The 18,938-nt window shown below is 59.3% G+C and carries 16 protein-coding genes; 8 read left to right on the top strand and 8 right to left on the bottom strand.

Translation table 11 applies throughout. From position 1 onward, the window contains the following. Positions 1-8: 8 nt before the first annotated feature. The 4 genes from AB3X39_RS03745 to hrpA all read right to left on the bottom strand — a co-directional run bounded on the left by AB3X39_RS03745 (position 9) and on the right by hrpA (position 10,341). Positions 9-4,487 (bottom strand): cadherin-like domain-containing protein, encoded by a 4,479-nt coding sequence (locus tag AB3X39_RS03745; RefSeq protein WP_369416008.1) that lies wholly within the window; start codon positions 4,485-4,487, stop codon positions 9-11. Positions 4,488-4,522: 35 nt separating this feature from the next. Then, the gene (locus tag AB3X39_RS03740; protein WP_369416007.1) at positions 4,523-5,317 is read right to left on the bottom strand and encodes a hypothetical protein; all 795 of its coding nucleotides are present in this window, start codon (positions 5,315-5,317) and stop codon (positions 4,523-4,525) included. Positions 5,318-5,416: 99 nt separating this feature from the next. Then, the gene (locus AB3X39_RS03735) at positions 5,417-6,367 is read right to left on the bottom strand and encodes a hypothetical protein (RefSeq protein WP_369416006.1); all 951 of its coding nucleotides are present in this window, start codon (positions 6,365-6,367) and stop codon (positions 5,417-5,419) included. Positions 6,368-6,516: 149 nt separating this feature from the next. Further along, the gene (gene hrpA, locus AB3X39_RS03730) at positions 6,517-10,341 is read right to left on the bottom strand and encodes an ATP-dependent RNA helicase HrpA (RefSeq protein ID WP_369416173.1); all 3,825 of its coding nucleotides are present in this window, start codon (positions 10,339-10,341) and stop codon (positions 6,517-6,519) included. Positions 10,342-10,444: 103 nt separating this feature from the next. Here hrpA and argA point away from each other — a divergent pair, with 103 nt between their 5' ends. From argA to mobA, 6 genes are all read left to right on the top strand, one after another. Then, complete coding sequence (gene argA / locus AB3X39_RS03725; protein ID WP_369416005.1) at positions 10,445-11,782, top strand: amino-acid N-acetyltransferase; 1,338 nt, start codon at positions 10,445-10,447, stop codon at positions 11,780-11,782. 15 nt (positions 11,783-11,797) lie between these two features. Further along, the gene (locus AB3X39_RS03720; protein ID WP_369416004.1) at positions 11,798-12,070 is read left to right on the top strand and encodes an oxidative damage protection protein; all 273 of its coding nucleotides are present in this window, start codon (positions 11,798-11,800) and stop codon (positions 12,068-12,070) included. 75 nt (positions 12,071-12,145) lie between these two features. Then, positions 12,146-12,481 (top strand): H-NS histone family protein, encoded by a 336-nt coding sequence (locus AB3X39_RS03715; protein ID WP_369416003.1) that lies wholly within the window; start codon positions 12,146-12,148, stop codon positions 12,479-12,481. A gap of 331 nt (positions 12,482-12,812) precedes the next feature. Next, positions 12,813-13,364, top strand: a complete 552-nt coding sequence (locus tag AB3X39_RS03710; RefSeq protein WP_369416002.1) for a C40 family peptidase — start codon at positions 12,813-12,815, stop codon at positions 13,362-13,364. A 36-nt stretch (positions 13,365-13,400) separates the two neighbouring features. Beyond that, a complete protein-coding gene (gene moaA / locus AB3X39_RS03705) occupies positions 13,401-14,588 on the top strand; it encodes a GTP 3',8-cyclase MoaA (protein ID WP_369416001.1) in 1,188 nt (395 codons plus the stop codon). A gap of 16 nt (positions 14,589-14,604) precedes the next feature. Continuing rightward, positions 14,605-15,216 (top strand): molybdenum cofactor guanylyltransferase MobA, encoded by a 612-nt coding sequence (gene mobA / locus AB3X39_RS03700; protein WP_369416000.1) that lies wholly within the window; start codon positions 14,605-14,607, stop codon positions 15,214-15,216. On the opposite strand, the gene plsY is transcribed toward mobA, so the two are convergent. After that, positions 15,164-15,847: a glycerol-3-phosphate 1-O-acyltransferase PlsY gene (gene plsY, locus AB3X39_RS03695; protein WP_369415999.1), complete on the bottom strand. Its 684-nt coding sequence runs from the start codon at positions 15,845-15,847 to the stop codon at positions 15,164-15,166. The two genes, mobA and plsY, sit on opposite strands and share 53 nt — an antisense overlap. 119 nt (positions 15,848-15,966) lie before the next feature. Between plsY and AB3X39_RS03690 the strand changes: the two genes are divergently transcribed. Beyond that, positions 15,967-16,452, top strand: a complete 486-nt coding sequence (locus tag AB3X39_RS03690) for a DUF4124 domain-containing protein (RefSeq protein ID WP_369415998.1) — start codon at positions 15,967-15,969, stop codon at positions 16,450-16,452. Positions 16,453-16,464: 12 nt separating this feature from the next. On the opposite strand, the gene AB3X39_RS03685 is transcribed toward AB3X39_RS03690, so the two are convergent. Together AB3X39_RS03685 and AB3X39_RS03680 are read right to left on the bottom strand one after the other, a co-directional pair. Next, complete coding sequence (locus tag AB3X39_RS03685) at positions 16,465-16,791, bottom strand: RnfH family protein (RefSeq protein ID WP_369415997.1); 327 nt, start codon at positions 16,789-16,791, stop codon at positions 16,465-16,467. After that, positions 16,778-17,242: a type II toxin-antitoxin system RatA family toxin gene (locus AB3X39_RS03680; protein ID WP_369415996.1), complete on the bottom strand. Its 465-nt coding sequence runs from the start codon at positions 17,240-17,242 to the stop codon at positions 16,778-16,780. The genes AB3X39_RS03685 and AB3X39_RS03680 overlap by 14 nt, the downstream gene beginning before the upstream one ends. Before the next feature lie 44 nt (positions 17,243-17,286). Between AB3X39_RS03680 and smpB the strand changes: the two genes are divergently transcribed. Beyond that, a complete protein-coding gene (gene smpB / locus AB3X39_RS03675) occupies positions 17,287-17,751 on the top strand; it encodes an SsrA-binding protein SmpB (RefSeq protein WP_369415995.1) in 465 nt (154 codons plus the stop codon). On the opposite strand, the gene AB3X39_RS03670 is transcribed toward smpB, so the two are convergent. Next, the gene (locus AB3X39_RS03670) at positions 17,721-18,917 is read right to left on the bottom strand and encodes a PLP-dependent transferase (protein ID WP_369415994.1); all 1,197 of its coding nucleotides are present in this window, start codon (positions 18,915-18,917) and stop codon (positions 17,721-17,723) included. The two genes, smpB and AB3X39_RS03670, sit on opposite strands and share 31 nt — an antisense overlap. Positions 18,918-18,938: the final 21 nt, after the last annotated feature.

Raw genomic sequence — 18,938 nt, 5'->3', positions numbered from 1 at the left:
AAAGACGTTCAAACCACCGCGATCGGCAAATGCGTGAAGGGATCAAGGATCGCGGTGGGAGCACCGCTGTTGACATACGCCAAAGAGCTGATGGTCAACCCGGCCACCCCGGTGAGGGTGGTGATTGGCAAAGCGGCACCTGGGCCATTGCCATCGGCATCCCACGATAGCGTCCCGGTGGTGGTGTCAAAGAGCAGCACCGTGGTGGCGCTGGTTGCCACAGCACCCGGCGCACTCACCAGCTGATTGGCGTTTGGAGCCAAGCCATTGAGCGCCGTGTAGACGGTGGTATCCAAGACCAGATGATCCGTTCCCACCACAAAGTCAGTCACGGTGTCCGCGTTGGCCGCTGAAGGTAAGGTGTTGAAGATGAACTGATCCGCTCCAGCGCCCCCCGTCAAGGTGTCATGCCCCAAGCCGCCACCCAACACGTTGTTGGAGGCATTGCCCACCAAGACGTTGTCCGAATCGTTACCCGCGCCATTGATAGTCGAAGCCTTGGTCAAGAGTTGACTCTGGATCTGAGCGGCCAACGTCACCCCTGAAGCGGCCAAGGAGGCTGCGGTGAACGTCACACCACCGAGAGTGGCGGTTGCATCCAGCAGGGTCAGGTTTTCAACGTTGATCGGCAAGGCATAGCTCACGCCCGCTTGCACCGTGTCAGTACCCTGCCCGGCCAGTTCGATCACCACATCCCCGTTCGCCCCTCCCGTACCGACCACATAAGTGTCGTTACCCGGACCACCGATCATGGTGTCGCTACCCAAACCACCGTTGAGCGTATCGTTGGCTCCACCGCCAGCGAGCACATCGTTGCCCACCGTACCTGTCAGAGTTCTTGGCAAATTCACACTCAGACTCCAAGGAGTCGAGACTGCAAACTGCCCATCTGAAGCCTGAATACTCAGTGACAACACCGTGTCCGCAGTAACGTTGGGGGTCATCCCGCTGAATGTGGCCGTAGCAGCATCAAAGTTAAGCCAAGTTGGCAATGCCGTGCCGTCAGCCTGTGCAGCACTGAGTGTCAATATGGGCGAATCCACATCAGTGAACACACCACTGGGTAAAGTAAAGCTGAAAACTTGGGCGTTGGCCGTGGCTGTGGCCGCCAAGGTCTGAGCCACGATGGGGGGGTCATTGACTGCCGTCAGCGAAAACGTCTGGGTCGCATGCGTAACCGCCCCATGGGTATCAAGCACGTTGTAGCTCAGGCTGACCGGGCCATTGAGATTCAACGTCGGCGTCAAGGTCCATGTGCCGTTACCGTTATTGACCACGGTGCCACCGTTACTGCTGAGAGCCCCCACCGACAACACATCCCCATTCAGATCGGTATACCCCGCCAACAAGTCAGAGGCGTTGATCGTATACGCCGTATCTTCGATCCCCGCAGGCAGCGAGGCTGCTGTCCCAGTCAATGCTGGGGCATTGTTGACAAAGACAGGTAACAACGCCGTCGAAGCAGCGCCCCATACATCGACCACGTCGTAGTACAGATTAACCACACCACTGCTGCCCGCCACCGGCGTGAAAGACCACGTGCCATTAGCGTTATCCACCGACAGACCAGCAATCGAGCGCAGGTTCGCCACCGAGATGGCATCGCCCTCGACATCGGTCCAGCCCGCCAGCAAATCCGTCGCTTTCAAAAGACCCGCTTGGCCCTCTTGCTGGGTGGGCAACGTGGCCGGTGTTCCGGTCAAGATCGGCGCATCGTTCACCGGTGAAACGGTGAACGATTGGGTGGCCGCCACTGTGGCCCCCAAACTATCGGCCACGGTATAGGTCAGCGTCACCGGCCCGTTGAAATTCAACGGGGGTGTAAATGTCCACAGATCGGTGCCGTTGACATTGCCGTTCGACACCACCGTACCGACGCTCGATTGCACGTTAAGCACTGACAGGGTGTTACCGTTCGGATCGGTATAGCCGGTCAACAAATCAGGGGCCGCTAACACCACCGTGAAATCCTCTACCCCGTTGTTCAGCACAGCCAAGGGTGCCGTCAACAACGGTGGGTCATTCAACGCAAATGATTGCGTGGCGGGTGTGATACCCCCTTGGCCATCGATCACGTTGTAGTTCAGGGTCACCAAGCCGTTGGTGGTACCGGCTGTGGGTGTAAACGTCCACGTGCCGTTGTTGTTCGAAACCACTGTTCCGGCCAACGACGTGACATTGACCACGGCCAACGGATTATTTTCGACATCCGTCCAACCCTTCAAAAGATCAGCGTCTTTGAGGATCACGGGTAAATTGCTGGTCGCGTAGGGTAAGACAGCAGGTGTTCCCGTCAGCGCGGGTGGATCGTTAACCGGCGTGAGCGTCAACGATTGCGTTGCAGCAGTGACCGCCCCATAGCTATCGACCACGTCATAGCTCAGGCTCACCGGGCCATTCAAGTTCAACGTCGGGTGGAAGGTCCACGTGCCGTTGAGGTTGTTGACCACGGTACCACTGGCCGTACTGAGATTGGCCACCGATAGTACGTCACCATTCGGATCGGTGTACCCCACCAACAAGTCGCTGACCAAGACGGTGTAGGCCGTGTCTTCGGTCCCCACGGGCAAGGCAGCCAAAGTACCGGTCAAGGTGGCCGGATCGTTGATGACAAAGCTTTGATAAGCCGCCGTCACACCACCAAAGCCATCCAAAACGTTGTAATTGAGACCAACAGCCCCCTTAACACCCACATTTTGCGTAAACGTCCATGTGCCGTTCAGGTTATCAACCACGACACCATCAGGCGAGGCTACATTAGCCACCGACAAGGTGTCGCCGTTTGCGTCCGTGTAGCCTTGCAAAAACTGCGCACTCGACAACACCACTTGCGTGTTGGATAAGACATTGGGCAAATGTGCAAGCGCACCGGTCTGAGCAGGAGCCGTGTTAGCTCCCAAACCAGCGTTCAAGAACACCGAAACCCCGGCGCTACCGGCATCCACGGTGACCAGATCAGGGCGGCCGTCGCCGTTCAGATCAGCGGTGGCCAATGCGCCAGGACTCACGCCAGCAACCACTTGGGCGGTGGCGGTCCCGAAACCCCCGGTACCGTTGTTGGTCAGGATGGAAACTTGGTTGCTCAGTTGATCCACCGAGACGATGTCGATAGCACCATCGCCATTGACATCCACCAACTTGACAGACATCGGGTTGAAACCCACGGCCACCGACTGTGCGGGCGCAAAACCGCCAACTTTGTCGTTCATCAAGATCGACACAGCGTTGCTGCCGCTATTAGCCGTCACGATATCGGGAAACGTATCGCCATTCAAATCAGCGACAGCAACCCCCAAAGGGAAAACGCCCACGGTGTAGGTTTGCGCGACACCGAAAGTGCCCAATCCCGTACCGGGCAGCACAGACACATCCCCGCTGGCGTTGTTGGCCGTGATGAGGTCCAACTTGCCATCACCATTCACATCGGCCACCACCACCGCCTTGGGGCTGTGGAATACCTTCGAGCCCGCAGGAGCCACCGAATAGCCGACAGGTACCGGAAAGTTACCCGTCTTGTCGTTCAACAGCACAGACACGGTATCACCGGTGTCGGCATCGGCCGTAACGATATCAAGGGCACCGTCACCGTTCAGGTCAGCCAATGCCAACCCATAAGGCATGGCCCCAGCGACGGGAAAGGCCTTCGCAAGACCGAAGGTCGCCCCGCCGGCATTGAGCAAGACCGAAACCTGAGAGTTGGACGTGTCCGTCGTCACGATGTCCGGCAAGCCATCACCGTTCACGTCACCCAAACTGATCGATTGCGAACCCAGCATGGTCACGGGATAAGCGGTGGCCGTCGCCGGATTGAAGCCCCCCGCACCATTGTTGGCCATCACCACCACTTGGCCCGCAGCTTGATCGAGCACGACCAAATCCGGCTTGTTGTCGGCATTGAGATCGGCCAAAGCCAAGCCAACGGGCACGGTGGCCCCCAAGGCGGTCAAGTCAACCAACACAGGGGGTGTCCAAGTGGCGGTGGCCAAATGCGCCAAAGTGCCCTGCCAACCAACGGCGGCCAAAGCCGACACATTGGAAGCACCACTGCTGGCTTCAAGCACCCAGTTACCGCCTTGGGCGGCTGAACCGGTGAGATCGGTCGAAGCGGCCACCGCTGCTCCGGATGTTTGTGCCAACTGATTGACGAAAGCTTGGCCCGTGGACCCGGCCGCCATGTCACAGGCATAAAACATCAGCGCCCCGCCTGGTGCCAAATGGCTGCCCATGGTGGAGAACGTTTGAGCTTGTGCGCCCCCCGACAACGAAAGACTGTCGATCACGGTGCTGCCCAGCGTCAGCTGTCCGGCAGCGCCATGGCTGAAGATATCGATGGCACTCAGGTTGGCGTAGCTTTGCAACGCAGCGTTGATCTGAGTGAGCGCATCTTGGGCCGGGTTCAGGATCAGCACATCGACCCCCGCACCAAAACTGGCAATCAGTCCAGCGGAATTCGCGATGCTGGCATCAATGATGGCAAGACGAGACATGGTTGAAATCCCTGAAAAAGGAGGTGTTGGATCGGTTATTCAGACGTGAGCAAACGCAGCGAGGCCACGGGCAAACCCGTCAGATCTTGCGTATTGACTTGCTCAACCAAATACACCTTGGCCACACCCCCGACCATGAACTGATAAGCCTTGAGGCTATAGACCGTGCTGCCCAGAGGATTGCCAGTCACAGGGTCATTGCCCAAAGACGCCGTGTAGCCCGCCCCCAGCAACTGATTGACAGTGGCGACATCGCCAGGAACCACCGGATCAGGCTGGACGCGTGCCCCCACGCCATCGAAACTCATCGTGGGCATGGTGTCAGCGACACAGTCATGCACCGCTCGGAACGACTTGCCGGCCAAGCCTGTGGCACTGGTGATCGCCGTCGCGGTGCCCTCGGCATCGCTCGAAGCCGTGGCCAGTCCGATGTAATGCGTGGTCGGCGTACCGCCGATACCGGCGGTGCCATCGCACAACATCAACACGCCACCATTGCGAGCGCTCCACAGCGTCACGGCCCCCCCGGCCGAGGTCACCGCACTAAAGGTGGATACAGCAGCCGAGCCACTGGTCAAAGTGAGGGTGGTGTTGCCATCGGCACCCAAAGAAACCACCGCGCTTGTCGCCGCCACCCCACTGACAGCCCCAGACGCCGTCAAGACAGCGCTGCCTTGCACCGAAGCGACGGCGCCCGTTTTGTACACCGTGTACTGCGAAGCCGCCAAAGCCGCGGCAGTCGGTGTGGGTGTCGGCGCGGGGGCGGCGCCACCGCCACCACCACAGGCCACCAAAACCGACAAGGTGACTGACAGGACCGGCAATGCCATCCAAGCTCGAACACATGAGGCCATTCGCCCCTCCTATTTCTAATCAATGAAAAACAGCGATGCAGTCAGCAGGCAATCTAGCGCTGACATGTATCGGGTTTATTTTGGAAGCGAAATTTCAATCTGGGTCGGTGCCACTTCCAGCACATATCGTTCCGACGGCTCGGCGTCGCTGACGATGGGAGACCAACGCAGAGGTAAAGCATCCAACAGCGTCACATGAAGCGCGGGTCGCCCGGCAGCATCCACCAACGTCACTTGGATCTTTTTCCGGACATCTCGGAACTGCACCACGACGTCTTGGAACCATTGAAACCACGATGCGTGCGTCCCAGCGGCCAAGGTGAATTTGACCGTTTCAGGACGGGCCTTGGGGCTGATTCGCATCTGACCCGAGCGCAATCCACCTGATTCGCCCGCCAGATTGACCCCGTACTTGAAGCCCGCCATGCGTAACGCAGAGATCGAGGCCAAGCCATCCGCGCTCAACGTCACCACATCACCACCCACCATGGGGTGGCCTGCACCCGCCGTTTCACGACCCGATGTAACGCACTTGGCAACCACGGTCAGTTGCTGGTCCGGCATGAGCTCGAACTCGAACTTCGGCGCGCGATCTGGCAAGGACGGCACGCCCACACCCACCACCACCGGGTTGGTAAAGCGCGTTGCGTGCACCGGTAGCCCTTTCGGGCCCAGACTTACCAGTTCAAGGTAACCGCTGGGAGCGGCAAAGTGGCTGGGATGTGCGGTGGTTTCACGCAAGCCTTGGGCCAAGCTTTGTACGTCAGCCGCTGTGGTGGCCACCATATAAATCGGCTCCCACTTACGCGCACCCAAAGCCACCGGAGCTGGTGGCCATTCTGTGCTCACCGAGGCCACTCGCTCAGCCACAAGACTACCGCCGGACCAATCGCGAACCCCCAAGGCCATCGGCTCGCCGGTGGTGCCTTGATAGTTGATGCAGAAATTCTCCGCCGCGTGAGCCATGGGCATACCTGCCAGCCAAGCCAAAGCACAGCAGCGGAGAGACTTCATCGTGAGGGACATGACAACTCCACAGGGATACGGGAAACGGTACGTTTTGTGACGTCTTTGCGACGTCTTGTAAAGCTTGGAAGAATACTTCGCTCTGTGGTTCGACCCCGAGTAAACGGCGCGAAAGATTCGACCCGTTACATTCATACATCACGACCGACTCAAGATCCGATCACTTGAGACCACACCTTGTCGAGTCTTTTGACGCTGACCGGCTGGGGCGTGCGCAGCTCCTGCGCAAAAAAACTGACCCGTAGTTCTTCCATCAACCAACGGTATTCCGTCAAACGTGCGTCCTGTACGCCTTTGAGATCTGCCAATCGACGGGTATAGCGCTGCTCGATGGGACGCAGTTCGGCCATCTTCTGCGCGTCGCGGACGACGTCGGTACGCAGTTTGTCGAGTCTCAACGTCACAGCCTTCAAATAGCGCGGCACATGCTGCAACTGGGCCCACGGTGTTTGCGCCACAAAGCGTTTCGGGATCAAGCGCTGCAACTGGGCTTGGATGTCATCGCCCACCTCTTTGGGGGCGCGGGCATCTTTGAGCTTGCGCAAGGATGCGGCGTAGTCCGTCAGGATCAGCCCCGCTTGGCGTGCGACCTCTTGCGCAATCAAGTTCAAACGCGAACGGCCTTCGGTCAGACAACGCTCAAAAGCCATGCGATCCGTCGGCAAAGGATCATTCAAAAAGGCGCGGTCCAAAGCGACATCGACGATCTGAGCGCGCAACTCTTCTTGCGTGCCCAAGGACATATAGGCCACGGCCATCTTCTGCAAGTCAGGAATGTTCTTCTCCAAATACTTGAGCGGCTCCTTGATCTGCAACGCCACCAGCCGCCGCAAGCCCGCACGGTGCTTGAGCGCGGTCGCCTCGGGCTCGTCGAAGACTTCGATCTCGACGTGGGTCCCCTTGTCGATCAAGGCCGGGAAACCAATCAGTGTCTGCCCCGCTTTGCGGATCTCCATCAACTCGGGCAGCTCGCCGAAGGTCCAAGCGGTGTAGGTCTGGGGCGTTGTTTCCACCGCAGGGGCAAGCGAGAGCGACGGCTGAGGTGATGAGGGGGACGACGAGGCAGGCAACACGCTCGCCCCCACCTTCAACGCTGCCAAGGCTTGAAACGCTGAACGAGCTTGCCCCCCCAATTCAGCCTTCAAGGAGGCCAATTGCCGCCCCATGCCGAGCTGGCGCCCGTGTTCATCCACCACGCGGAAGTTCATGAACAGATGCGGCGCAAGCATCTCGGGTTTGAAGTCGTTTTTCTGCACCGCGAGCTGAGTGCGCTCGCGCACGGCCTTGAGCAGCACATCGATCAACGCCCCTTGAGCAAAGTCATGCAGCTCGATGAACTCGGCGACAAAGGCGGGCAAAGGCACCAGCCGTGAACGCGGCTTCTGATGCAGGCTCTTGAGCAGCGCCGTGATTTTGGCGTCCAGCATGCCCGGCACCAGCCAGTCGCAACGCTCCTCGCTGACTTGGTTCAGCGCATAGATCGGCACAGTCACCGTCACGCCGTCCTTGGCGTCGCCGGGCTCGTGCAAATAGCTGGCCGCGCAATCAATGCCACCGAGGCGAATCGTCTTGGGGAAGGCGCTGGTGGTGATGCCAGCCGCTTCGTGGCGCATCAGCTCGTCACGCGTCAGATGCAGCAGCTTCGCGTTCTGACGCTGCCCATCGCGATACCAGCGCTCAAAAGTGGCCCCGCTCACCACGTGCTCCGGCAACTGCGCGTCGTAGTAAGCAAAGATCAGCTCGTCGTCCACCAACACGTCTTGGCGACGCGACTTGTGCTCCAGCTCCTCAACCTGCGCAATCATCTTGCGGTTGTGGGCCAAGAACGGCAGCCGTGTCTCCCACTCCCCGTTGACCAGCGCTTCACGGATAAAGATTTCGCGCGCGGCTGGCGCATCCACCTTGCCAAAATTCACTCGCCGATTGCTGTAGATCACGATGCCATAGAGCGTGGCGCGCTCCAGCGCAATGACCTCGGCGGCCTTTTTCTCCCAGTGCGGCTCCAGCAACTGAACCTTGAGCAAATGCCCGGCGATCTGCGGCAGCCACTGCGGCTCAATCGCCGCCAAACCCCGGCCGAACAACCGCGTGGTATCGACCAACTCGGCGGCGACCAGCCAGCGGCCCGGTTTCTTCGAGAGATGCGCGCCCGGATGACGCCAAAACTTGATGCCGCGTGCGCCCAAGTACCAATCCTCGTCGTCCGACTTGCAGCCGATGTTGCCCAACAACCCCGCCAGCATCGACAAATGCAGCTGTTCGTAGCTCGCTGGCGTGGTGTTGAGTCGCCAGCCGTGCTCAGCCACCACGGTGTGCAGCTGGGTATGAATGTCGCGCCACTCGCGCACCCGACGCGGATTGACGAAGCTGTCGCGCAGGCGTTGCTCCTGCTGGCGATTGCTGAGCTTGTGCGCGCCTTCAGCGTGTCCGCGCCCTTCCTCGATCCATTGCCACAACTTCAAGTAACCGACGAATTCTGATTTTTCGTCATCGAACTTCTTGTGCTTCTCATCGGCCGCCTGCTGCGCCTCCAGCGGTCGGTCGCGCGCGTCCTGCACGCTCAAAGCACTGGCGATGATCAGTACTTCTTCGAGCGCTTGACGCGAACGTGCTTCAAGGATCATCCGACCGACACGCGGGTCGAGCGGCAGTTTGGAAAGCTCTTTCCCGATGGCGGTGAGCTCATTGAAATCATCCACGGCACCCAGTTCACCCAGCAAAGCGTAGCCATCGGCAATCGCCTTACGCGGTGGGGGCTCGATGAAAGGAAAGTCATCCACCAGCCCAAGGTGCAGTGCCTTCATGCGCAGAATCACCCCCGCCAACGATGAACGCAGGATTTCTGGATCGGTAAAGCGTGGCCGCCCGGCAAAGTCCTTCTCGTCGTAGAGCCGGATACAGATGCCGTTGGCGACCCGGCCACAGCGCCCGGCACGCTGGTTGGCCGCCGCTTGGCTGATCGGCTCGATCTGCAACTGCTCCACCTTGTTGCGGTAGCTGTAGCGCTTGACACGCGCTTGGCCCGAATCGATCACGTACCGGATACCCGGCACCGTCAGCGAGGTTTCGGCCACATTGGTCGCCAGCACAATGCGCCGACCGTGGCCCGTCTCAAAAACGCGGTCCTGCTCGGCCTGCGAGAGCCGTGCGAACAACGGCAAGATGTCGGCGTTGCGATTCAACGGCTGGTGACTCAGGTGCTTGCGCAAATGATCGGCAGCCTCGCGAATCTCGCGCTCACCCGGGAGGAAAACCAGAATATCGCCGCCACCAGGACCACGCCACAACTCATCCACCGCGTCCGCAATAGCGTCGTTGAGATCGAACTCCTTCGACTCCTCGAAAGCACGCCAGCGCTGCTCAACCGGGAACAATCGGCCGCTGACCATCAGTACCGGTGCCTTGCCCTTGGTGCTGGCAAAGTGCTCGGCAAAGCGATCAGCATCAATGGTGGCCGAAGTGACGATGATCTTCAGATCGGGGCGACGCGGCAGGATCTGACGCAGATACCCCAGCAAAAAGTCGATGTTGAGACTGCGCTCGTGGGCCTCGTCGATGATCAACGTGTCGTAGGCCTTGAGCAACGGATCAGTCTGCGTCTCGGCCAGCAAGATACCGTCGGTCATCAGCTTGACGGATGCGCCCGGTTGCAGACGATCCTGAAACCGGACCTTGTAGCCAACCACCTCACCGAGCGGCGATTTCAGCTCCTCAGCAATGCGCTTGGCCACCGAACTGGCCGCAATCCGACGCGGCTGCGTGTGACCGATCAAGCCGTGGCCCCCAGCGCCCCAACCACGCCCCAATTCGAGGGCAATCTTGGGCAGCTGGGTGGTTTTGCCCGAGCCCGTCTCACCACAAACGATGATGACTTGGTGCTCCTGCAACGCTTGGGCGATGTCCTCTCGCCGACTCGAGACCGGCAAGGCCTCGGGGAAATGGATCGGTGGAATGGGGTTGGCAACGCGTCTCAAACGGGGGGCAACGGCTGGGGAGGTCGGGGCTTTGTCAATACTCACAGGGGGCAATTATCCAGCCCAACCACGGTCGCCAAGCTGGGGCACAATTCCGGCCACGATGAGCCTGGTCTTCCCCCATACTTTTGTCCCTTGGTTTCGCGCTGTTGCGCCGTATATCCACGCCTACCACGGCAAAACCTTTGTTGTGGCCATGGCGGGTGAACTGGTGTCAGCAGGGAAACTGAATGTTTTCATCCAAGATCTGTCCATCCTTCACGCGATGGGGATCAAGCTTGTCCTGGTGCATGGTTTCAGGCCCCAGGTGAATGAGCAATTACGCACCAAAGGTCACACCTCACGTTTTCACCATGGCCTACGCATCACCGATGCTGTGGCGCTTGATTGCGCCCAAGAAGCTGCCGGGCAATTGCGCTTTGAGATCGAAGCCGCTTTTTCACAGGGATTACCCAATACACCGATGGCCAATGCCACGGTTCGGGTTGTTTCCGGCAATTTCCTGACCGCTCGCCCCGTCGGCATTGTTGACGGCGTGGATTTCATTCATAGCGGCGTGGTCCGTAAAGTCGATGGCACCGCCATTCGCAAAGCCATCGATATCGGCGCCTTGGTGCTCTTGTCACCTTTTGGCTTTTCACCGACCGGTGAGGCCTTCAATTTGACGATGGAGCATGTTGCGACTTCGACCGCCATTGCTCTTCAGGCCGACAAATTACTGTTCTTGACCGAAGTACCCGGCATCCAAGAAGACCTGAATGATCCGGAAAGCCCGATCGATACCGAGCTTGCTTTAGCGGATGCAAAACGTCTCTTGGCACGTTTACCGATTCCCACGCAGCCAACGGATACTGCTTTTTACTTGAGTCATTGCGTCAAAGCTTGTGAAGGCGGCGTTGAACGATCACATATCCTGCCGTTTGGTGTGGATGGCGCCATTCTTCAGGAAGTATTTACCCACGATGGCATTGGCACCATGGTGGTCGATGAGAAACTGGAAAGCCTTCGCGAAGCCACCAGTGATGATGTTGGCGGTATCGTTGCTTTGATCGAGCCTTTTGAGCGCGATGGCACCTTGGTGAAACGTAACCGCAACGAAATTGAGCGTGACATCGCCAGCTATACCGTGATTGAGCATGACGGGGTCATTTTTGGTTGCGCCGCTCTGCACGTTTATCCTGAATCACGCACGGCAGAGATGGCCGCTTTGACCATTTCGCCCCAAGTTCAAGGCCAAGGCGACGGTGAACGCATTCTGAAACGCATCGAACAACGGGCCCGGTCGCTGGGCCTCGATAGCATTTTTGTTCTCACCACCCGCACCATGCACTGGTTCATCAAACGAGGCTTCCAGCCTGTGGACCCGAACTGGTTACCAGAACCACGCAAGCGCAAATACAACTGGGATCGACGCTCCCAGATTCTTGTAAAGAAAGTCTGAAAAAGGAATCAAACCATGACACGAACTGTTCATTGCACCCTGCTCAAAAAAGAAGGTGAAGGCTTGGACTTCGCCCCTTATCCGGGCGTGCTGGGTCAGCGTATTTACAACCATGTCAGCAAAGAAGCTTGGCAACAATGGCTGCGCCATCAAACCATGCTGGTCAATGAGAATCGGCTCAATCTGGCCGATGCTCGGGCACGCCAATATCTGGCACGGCAAATGGAGCGTTATTTTTTTGGTGAAGGAGCCGATCAACCGACGGGATACGTCCCTCCCTCGGCCTGATTTATCAGGCGCCCATCTTGAGTTTCTCAAAAATTCAACTAGAATGGCGCGAACCTAAAACCTATTGGACTTTCCATGGCTACCTATCAAGAACTCGTCGCTCAGAAGAATGCACTTGAAAAACAACGTGCTGATCTCGATAAACAAATCAATGACGCACTGCGTAGCGAACGCACCGGTGTCATTACTCAGATCAAGACGTTGATGGTTGAGCACGGAATCACCGTGGCAGATTTGGCCGTGAAAACCACGCGTCAAGGCAAGGCAGCCCCGGCGGAAGGTGTTCGCAAAGTCGCCCCCAAATTCCGTGACGCCGTGACGGGCGAAGTTTGGTCGGGTCGTGGCTTGCAGCCGAAGTGGCTCAAGGCTGCCCTCGAAAATGGTCGCAAAATCGAAGAGTTCGCGCTCTGATTTTTGGCATCGATCTGAAGGAACGATTTTCTTCCTTTCAGATCGATCCGCCCCCATCAGCCACCTTCGGGTGGCTTTTGTTTGAGCGATACATTTTTGATACCAAAGTGGCTCATTCATCGCACATTCGTTGAAATGCGTGATTGACATCACGAACGGCGCCACCTATCCTCGCGACCTTGTTGAGAAAACCCCTCTTCACATCGGCTCCATGACTTCAAAGCATTTGCTCCTGTCGTGCTGCGTCTCCTTGGCGTGCCACCTTTCGCCCGCAATGGCTGCGCCGGACACCACCCAGCAACCATCTCACAGCTTTTGGCAAGATGCCGACATGCTGAAAGATGCCCTGCCCAGCGCGACAGCGGTGATTGAGCAAGTGCGTGACAAAGCCTCGGATCTCGTGCTGGATTCGATGAACTTCCTCGGCGTTCCCTATCGGCGCGGCGGGAATTCAGAAATGAATGGCTTTGATTGCAGCGGCTTCACCCGCTACGTCTTTGAGCAGAGTCTCGGGCGCTTGCTGCCTCGTCGAGCAGCTGAGCAGGCCAACGACCCGTCCCTGCTCGCCATCCATAGCGACGACTTGAAGCCCGGTGACTTGGTGTTCTTCAACACCATGAAGCACGCTTTCTCCCATGTCGGTATCTATGTCGGTGAAGGCAAGTTCATTCACGCGCCACGCACCGGCAAGGCTGTTCAGGTTGAGGACATGCGCCAAGCCTACTGGAGCAAACGCTTCAACGGTGCACGTCGAGTGCCCGCCCTTGCAGCAGCGCTGCCAGCGGAATCGTCGGCGTCGTCATCCATCGATTTTTTCAGCCAACTGGTTCAAGCAGCACCCACGCTGCCCTCCATCAGTACCAAGGCCACAAATACCCCCTGATGCATCTTGGGCGGCTCATGGGCACAATCTAGCCTCATGAGTCCACGCAAGATCATCACGATCCAAGATGCACGGATCAGCCCCCAAGAGCTGATCGTGCCTCGTTCAGCCGCTGTGCTGCCCAAGACAACAGCAACACGGAACACACCGTGGACGGATCGCCGGGATCGGCCGCTGCGTGATCTACGCATCTCCGTCACAGATCGCTGCAATTTCCGTTGCAGCTATTGCATGCCCAAGGAAGTGTTCGACAAAGAACACCGATTCTTGCCCCATGCTTCGTTGCTCAGTTTCGAAGAAATCACCCGCCTCGCCCGGATACTCGTCGCGCAAGGTGGTGTTCGCAAGATTCGGCTGACGGGAGGAGAACCGCTGCTGCGACGGCACATCGAGAACCTCATCGGCATGCTGGCGGAGTTGCGCACCCCCGAAGGGGACGCGCTTGATCTGACCATGACCACCAATGCGTCCTTGCTGACTCGCAAGGCGGAAAGCCTGAAGGCCGCAGGTCTGCAACGCGTCACGGTCAGCTTGGATGCCTTGGACGATGCGGTCTTCCGGCGCATGAACGACGTCGATTTTCCGGTCGCCGACGTCATGGACGGTATTGATGCCGCCTTGGCGGCTGGACTTGGGCCGATCAAAATCAACATGGTGGTCAAAGGGGGCACCAACGATGATCAGATCGTGCCGATGGTGCGGTACTTCCGCGAACGCCATGGCAGCAACGTCACCCTACGCTTCATCGAATACATGGACGTGGGCAGCAGCAACGGCTGGCGCATGGATGAGGTCATGGCCTCCGCTGAAGTGATCCGGCGCATCTCTGCCGTGTATCCGCTGCACCCCATCGCTGCCAGTCAAACCGGAGAAACCGCCAGCCGCTGGGCCTTTGCCGACGGCTGTGGCGAAGTGGGTGTCATCAGCAGTGTCACCCAAGCTTTTTGTCATGACTGTAATCGCTTGCGCCTGTCCACCGACGGCCATCTCTACACCTGCCTGTTCGCCACCCAAGGTCACGACGTGCGCTTCATGCTGCGCAACGACCCCGACGATGATCGTCTTGCCGCTGTGATCGCCCACCTTTGGCAGCAGCGTGACGATCACTACTCGGAGCTGCGCCAAGCACACTCCTCACAACCCGCCCAATCCACCGACGGATCCACCGACCCCACCGAACCGAGCTCACGCCGCCGCATTGAGATGAGCTACATCGGCGGCTAAGGATCCGAACACACTCATGCTGCTCCCCGAAAACATCACCGGGCTTGTTTTAGCGGGCGGCGAAGGCCGACGCATGGGTGGGGTGGATAAGGGCTTGCAACTTTGGCGCGGTCAACCCTTGGCCCAACGCGCCTGCCAACGCCTGCAACCGCAGGTGGGCTCGCTGCTCATCAGCGCCAACCGCCACCTTGATGTCTACGGCGCTTGGGGCTGGCCCGTGATCGTGGATGAACGGGTCGATGGAAGGCTGGATTTCCAAGGCCCCTTGGCGGGTTTGCTGGCCGGACTGCGCCACGCCCAAACACCTTGGCTGGTGAGCGTGCCCTGTGATGTGCCGCTGTTCCCTACCGATCTGGTGGCCCACTTGGCGCAGCACGCCAGCCCCCACACCCCAGACACCGTCATCATGGCCCGCAGCCCGGAGCGGATTCATCCGGTGTTTTGCCTCTTACCCACGGCGTTGGCGCAGGATCTGCAAAATTTTCTCGATCGCGGTGAGCGGCAAGTCCAGCGATGGATGCGACGTCACGCAACCATCGAGGTTGGCTTTGGGCCGCCGGACTGCTTTCGCAACCTCAATGTTTGTGATGACTTGAATGCGGGTGATGCGATGTCACCACAGGCTTAACCACCGCAGCTTTTTGACCGATCCGCCCTTCTGTCCCCTTGATGAGCTTGGCGATGTTGCCTTGATGCCGCCACACCAAGATGACGCACATGACCACCATCGGCAAAGTTGCTGCGGAGGGGTCCCAGACCATCACGTGTAGAAAAGGTGCCGCCAGCGCAGCAAGAATCGCGGCCAGCGAGGAGTAGCGTGTTGTGAAGGCCACAGCCAGCCACACGCCCAAAACAGCCAAGCCCAGCCAGATATTCAAGGCCAACAACACGCCCGCAGCGGTCGCCACGCCTTTGCCGCCTTCAAACTTGAAAAACACCGGCCACACATGGCCCACAAATGCGGCCAAACCCACCCACGCCAAAGTGCCCTCACCCAAGCCCACATTCAGCCGGGGAATCAAAGCCGCTGCGATCAGCACCGCGATCGTGCCCTTCACGGCATCCAACACCAAAGTCAGGATGGCCGCTTTCTTGTTGCCTGAGCGCAGCACATTGGTCGCCCCCGGATTGCCTGAACCATAGGAGCGCGGATCAGACAGCCCCATCGCACGGCTGACAATGACCGCAAAAGAGAGAGATCCCATCAAATAAGCGACCAGCGCAAATGCCAAGGTCCAAGCCAATGTCGTGAGCGTCATTACAGCGGTGTGTGTTCAGTTTGCAACAATTGAGCAGTGTAAGCGGGAGCCAAGAGCGAGCTCCAGCCCGCATACACTGAACGCCTGAATAACCGGGTATCCCCCGATCGATTGACGTGATGATGAGACAAGCTCTGAAGGCTGGCGTTTTGATCGCAACGGCCTGTATCCCCCTGCTGGTGCAGGGCCAGTGGAAATGGCGTGACGCGGAGGGTCGCATGCAATACAGCGACCGTGCCCCCCCGCGCGGCACTGCCGACAAAGACATCCTGACCCGCCCGGCCCATGCCCCCTTGCGCCTCGTGGCAGAGTCTCCCTCGACGTCGGCTGCCAGCAGCCCTCAGGGCAAGGCATCGAGTCCGGCGGAAGCTGCGCGGCGTGCCAGTGAACCCGCCTCGGTCCATCCGAACAAAGCGGACGAAGCGCGACGCCAACAACAACGGTCGGACAACTGCCACCGTGCTCAGGAATACGCCCGCACGCTTGACGAAGGTCAGCGCGTGCAACGCGTCAACGCCCAAGGTGAGCGTGAATTTCTCGATGAAGGTCAGCGCAGCCGGGAACGCGACAAGGCCCGACAGGTCATGGATGCCGAGTGCTCCTGAGCGAGGCCGCGCCTAGCGCGGCTGCTTGCGGGGTCGGGCCTGAGCGTGATAGCGCAGGCGCCGGGACTCTTTCGGGTCCACCTGCAAGGGCCGCAAGATCTCGACCCGATCACCCGTACGCAACACGTGATCCGGGGGCACCCGTCGGCCCCATACCGCGACGACTTGCTCACACCCCCCGAGTGCGTCTGCCCAGCCGCTGGCCTGCACCGCATCCCAAGCCGTGCTGCCTTCGATCAACGCCAGTTCAATGTGTTCGATCTGACGGGCAGCAGGGCTGCGGTAGACCTGTACGTTGATCTGCTGGGTCATGCCCAAGGTCTGATCAACGGGGCCCATAGACCTGCTCGGCCCGAGCGACAAAAGCATCCACAAAGGTGTTAGCGATGCGATCAAAAACAGGGCTTACCACCACCTCAAGAGGACGGCTGGCAAAGGCGTAACTCAGCTCGAAATCGATTCGGCAGGCCTTCGGTGCTGCGGCCGTGTTGTCACTGGGTGGCGTGAGCGGCGTGAAATGCCATGCCCCTTCGAGCAGCGAAAAAGGCCCATCGACCAATTCCATGCTCACCAAGTCACCTTCGCGGTGGATGTTGCGGGTGGTGAACGCATGGCGCACCCCGGCATACGACAGATGCAGCCGAGCGGTCATGCCCAAGGTATCCTGCGCCAGAACCTCAGAGCGCTGGCACCAAGGCAAGAACTTCGGATAGTCCTCCACAGCCACGACGAGGTCATACATCTCGCGGGGCGAGTACCAGAGCAGAACTTGTTTCTTGACGTGCTTCATACAATCGCGCCATTGTAGAGAGAAGAATCCAGAGAACCATCGCCATGAGCATCGCTGAGAACCGCAAAGCCCACTTCAACTATCACATCGAAGAACGCTTCGAGGCCGGCATCATGCTGACCGGCTGGGAGATCAAAGCCATTCGCGCCGGCCAAGTTCAGCTGACCGACGGCTATGTGGTCGTCAAGGGCGGCGAGCTGTTCTTGATCGGCGCGCGCATCAACGCCCTGCGCAGTGCCTCAACCCACGTCAAGCCCGAACCGGACCGCACCAAGAAGCTCTTGATGCACAAAGACCAGATTCGTCGGCTGATCGGCAAAACCGATCAAAAAGGCTTCACCTTGGTGCCGCTCAACCTGCACTACAAGGGCGGCTTGGTCAAAGTCGATATCGCGCTGGCCAAGGGCAAGGACTTGCACGACAAGCGCGAAACCGAAAAGTCACGCGATTGGGAGCGCGAAAAGGGCCGCCTGATGCGTCACAAGGTCTCAGGCCCGGCCAAGGACTGAAGCACCGCCAGCGCTTGGGTCAAGTCGGCGATCAGATCTTCGACCGACTCCAGGCCGATGCACAGCCGCACCAAGGTGCCTCGGTAGGGTGTGGGCAGGCGGCGCATTTGGGCGGCCTCGTAGGGCACCGCCAAACTCACCGGCCCACCCCACGACCAGCCGATGCGAAACAGCCGCAAGGCATCGACAAAGGCGTCGGTTTGCGTTTGAGAAAAGCGCGGATCAATCTCAACCGTCACCAACCCAGCAGCGGCTTGACACAGCGCGGCCCAATGCGCGTGGCCGGGGGCCTCGGGCAAAGCAGGATGCAGCACGCGCACAAAGGTCTTTTGGGTGCAACACCAAGCAGCGATGCGTCTGCAAGCCGCGTCTTGGGCGGCGTAACGCAGCGCCAACGACGGCAACCCGCGCAGCACCGCCTCGACGTCATTCATGCCCACACCCACGCCTGAGCGGCTGTGACACCACGCCAAGCGTTGATAGAGCGCGTCGTCTAGGCAAGCTATCGACCCCATCAACACATCCGCCCCCCCCGAGGGGTATTTGGTCAGGGCATGCACGGTCAGATCAACGCCACCCTCCTCGCCAAGCTCAAAGGCGTTGAAAGCCAGCCCCGCCCCCCAGGTGTTGTCCAGCGCAATCACGGCTTGCGGCGCGCGTTCACGCACGCAGTGCACCAAGGCGCGCAGGTCAGGGAACTCCAGCGTCACCGAGCCGGGCACTTCGAGCCAAACCAAGCGGGTGGCGGGCGTGAGCGCCGCTGCCAGTGAGGGCAGCGCCATCGGGTCGTAGAGCCGATGCGCGATGTCCCACTGCACCAGTTCGTGCGCGGCAAAACTGAGGCTCGGGCCGTAGACGTTGTCCGGCAGCACCACCTCATCGCCCGCCTTGAGCAAAGCCATGTCCACCAGCGTGATGGCCGCGAGCCCGCTCGGGGCCAAGAGCACGTGGCGCGCGCCTTCGAGCGTGGCCAGCCGGGCTTCCAGCGTGAAGGTGGTCGGCGTGCCGTGCAGGCCGTAGGTGTAGGCGCTCTTGTCGTCCCAACGGCGCTCGCGCAAAGCGGCCACGTTCGGGAACAGCACACTGCTGGCCTTGAACACGCCAGGCGGCACGGCTTCAAAGTCCGCCGGCGGTGTGTAGGGATGATGAATCAGCGAGGTGGGCATCGCGCAGTCCTGAACGAGAAA

This window comes from Leptothrix ochracea, from assembly GCF_041083635.1.
Taxonomy (GTDB): Bacteria; Pseudomonadota; Gammaproteobacteria; order Burkholderiales; family Burkholderiaceae_C; genus Sphaerotilus; species Sphaerotilus ochraceus.
The sequence above is the reverse complement of the archived record's forward strand: the minus strand, read 5'-3'. Positions and strand labels throughout refer to the sequence as shown.

Excerpts from the sequence above, each read along its gene's own strand:
- moaA (WP_369416001.1), top strand. The coding sequence starts at position 13,401 with ATGAGTCCACGCAAGATCATCACGATCCAAGATGCACGGATCAGCCCC.
- AB3X39_RS03715 (WP_369416003.1), top strand. The coding sequence starts at position 12,146 with ATGGCTACCTATCAAGAACTCGTCGCTCAGAAGAATGCACTTGAAAAA.
- AB3X39_RS03735 (WP_369416006.1), bottom strand. The coding sequence starts at position 6,367 with ATGTCCCTCACGATGAAGTCTCTCCGCTGCTGTGCTTTGGCTTGGCTG.
- AB3X39_RS03685 (WP_369415997.1), bottom strand. The coding sequence starts at position 16,791 with ATGGGCCCCGTTGATCAGACCTTGGGCATGACCCAGCAGATCAACGTA.
- AB3X39_RS03690 (WP_369415998.1), top strand. The coding sequence starts at position 15,967 with ATGATGAGACAAGCTCTGAAGGCTGGCGTTTTGATCGCAACGGCCTGT.
- plsY (WP_369415999.1), bottom strand. The coding sequence starts at position 15,847 with ATGACGCTCACGACATTGGCTTGGACCTTGGCATTTGCGCTGGTCGCT.
- AB3X39_RS03670 (WP_369415994.1), bottom strand. The coding sequence starts at position 18,917 with ATGCCCACCTCGCTGATTCATCATCCCTACACACCGCCGGCGGACTTT.
- argA (WP_369416005.1), top strand. The coding sequence starts at position 10,445 with ATGAGCCTGGTCTTCCCCCATACTTTTGTCCCTTGGTTTCGCGCTGTT.
- smpB (WP_369415995.1), top strand. The coding sequence starts at position 17,287 with ATGAGCATCGCTGAGAACCGCAAAGCCCACTTCAACTATCACATCGAA.
- mobA (WP_369416000.1), top strand. The coding sequence starts at position 14,605 with ATGCTGCTCCCCGAAAACATCACCGGGCTTGTTTTAGCGGGCGGCGAA.
- AB3X39_RS03720 (WP_369416004.1), top strand. The coding sequence starts at position 11,798 with ATGACACGAACTGTTCATTGCACCCTGCTCAAAAAAGAAGGTGAAGGC.
- AB3X39_RS03740 (WP_369416007.1), bottom strand. The coding sequence starts at position 5,317 with ATGGCATTGCCGGTCCTGTCAGTCACCTTGTCGGTTTTGGTGGCCTGT.
- AB3X39_RS03710 (WP_369416002.1), top strand. The coding sequence starts at position 12,813 with ATGCTGAAAGATGCCCTGCCCAGCGCGACAGCGGTGATTGAGCAAGTG.
- AB3X39_RS03745 (WP_369416008.1), bottom strand. The coding sequence starts at position 4,487 with ATGTCTCGTCTTGCCATCATTGATGCCAGCATCGCGAATTCCGCTGGA.
- AB3X39_RS03680 (WP_369415996.1), bottom strand. The coding sequence starts at position 17,242 with ATGAAGCACGTCAAGAAACAAGTTCTGCTCTGGTACTCGCCCCGCGAG.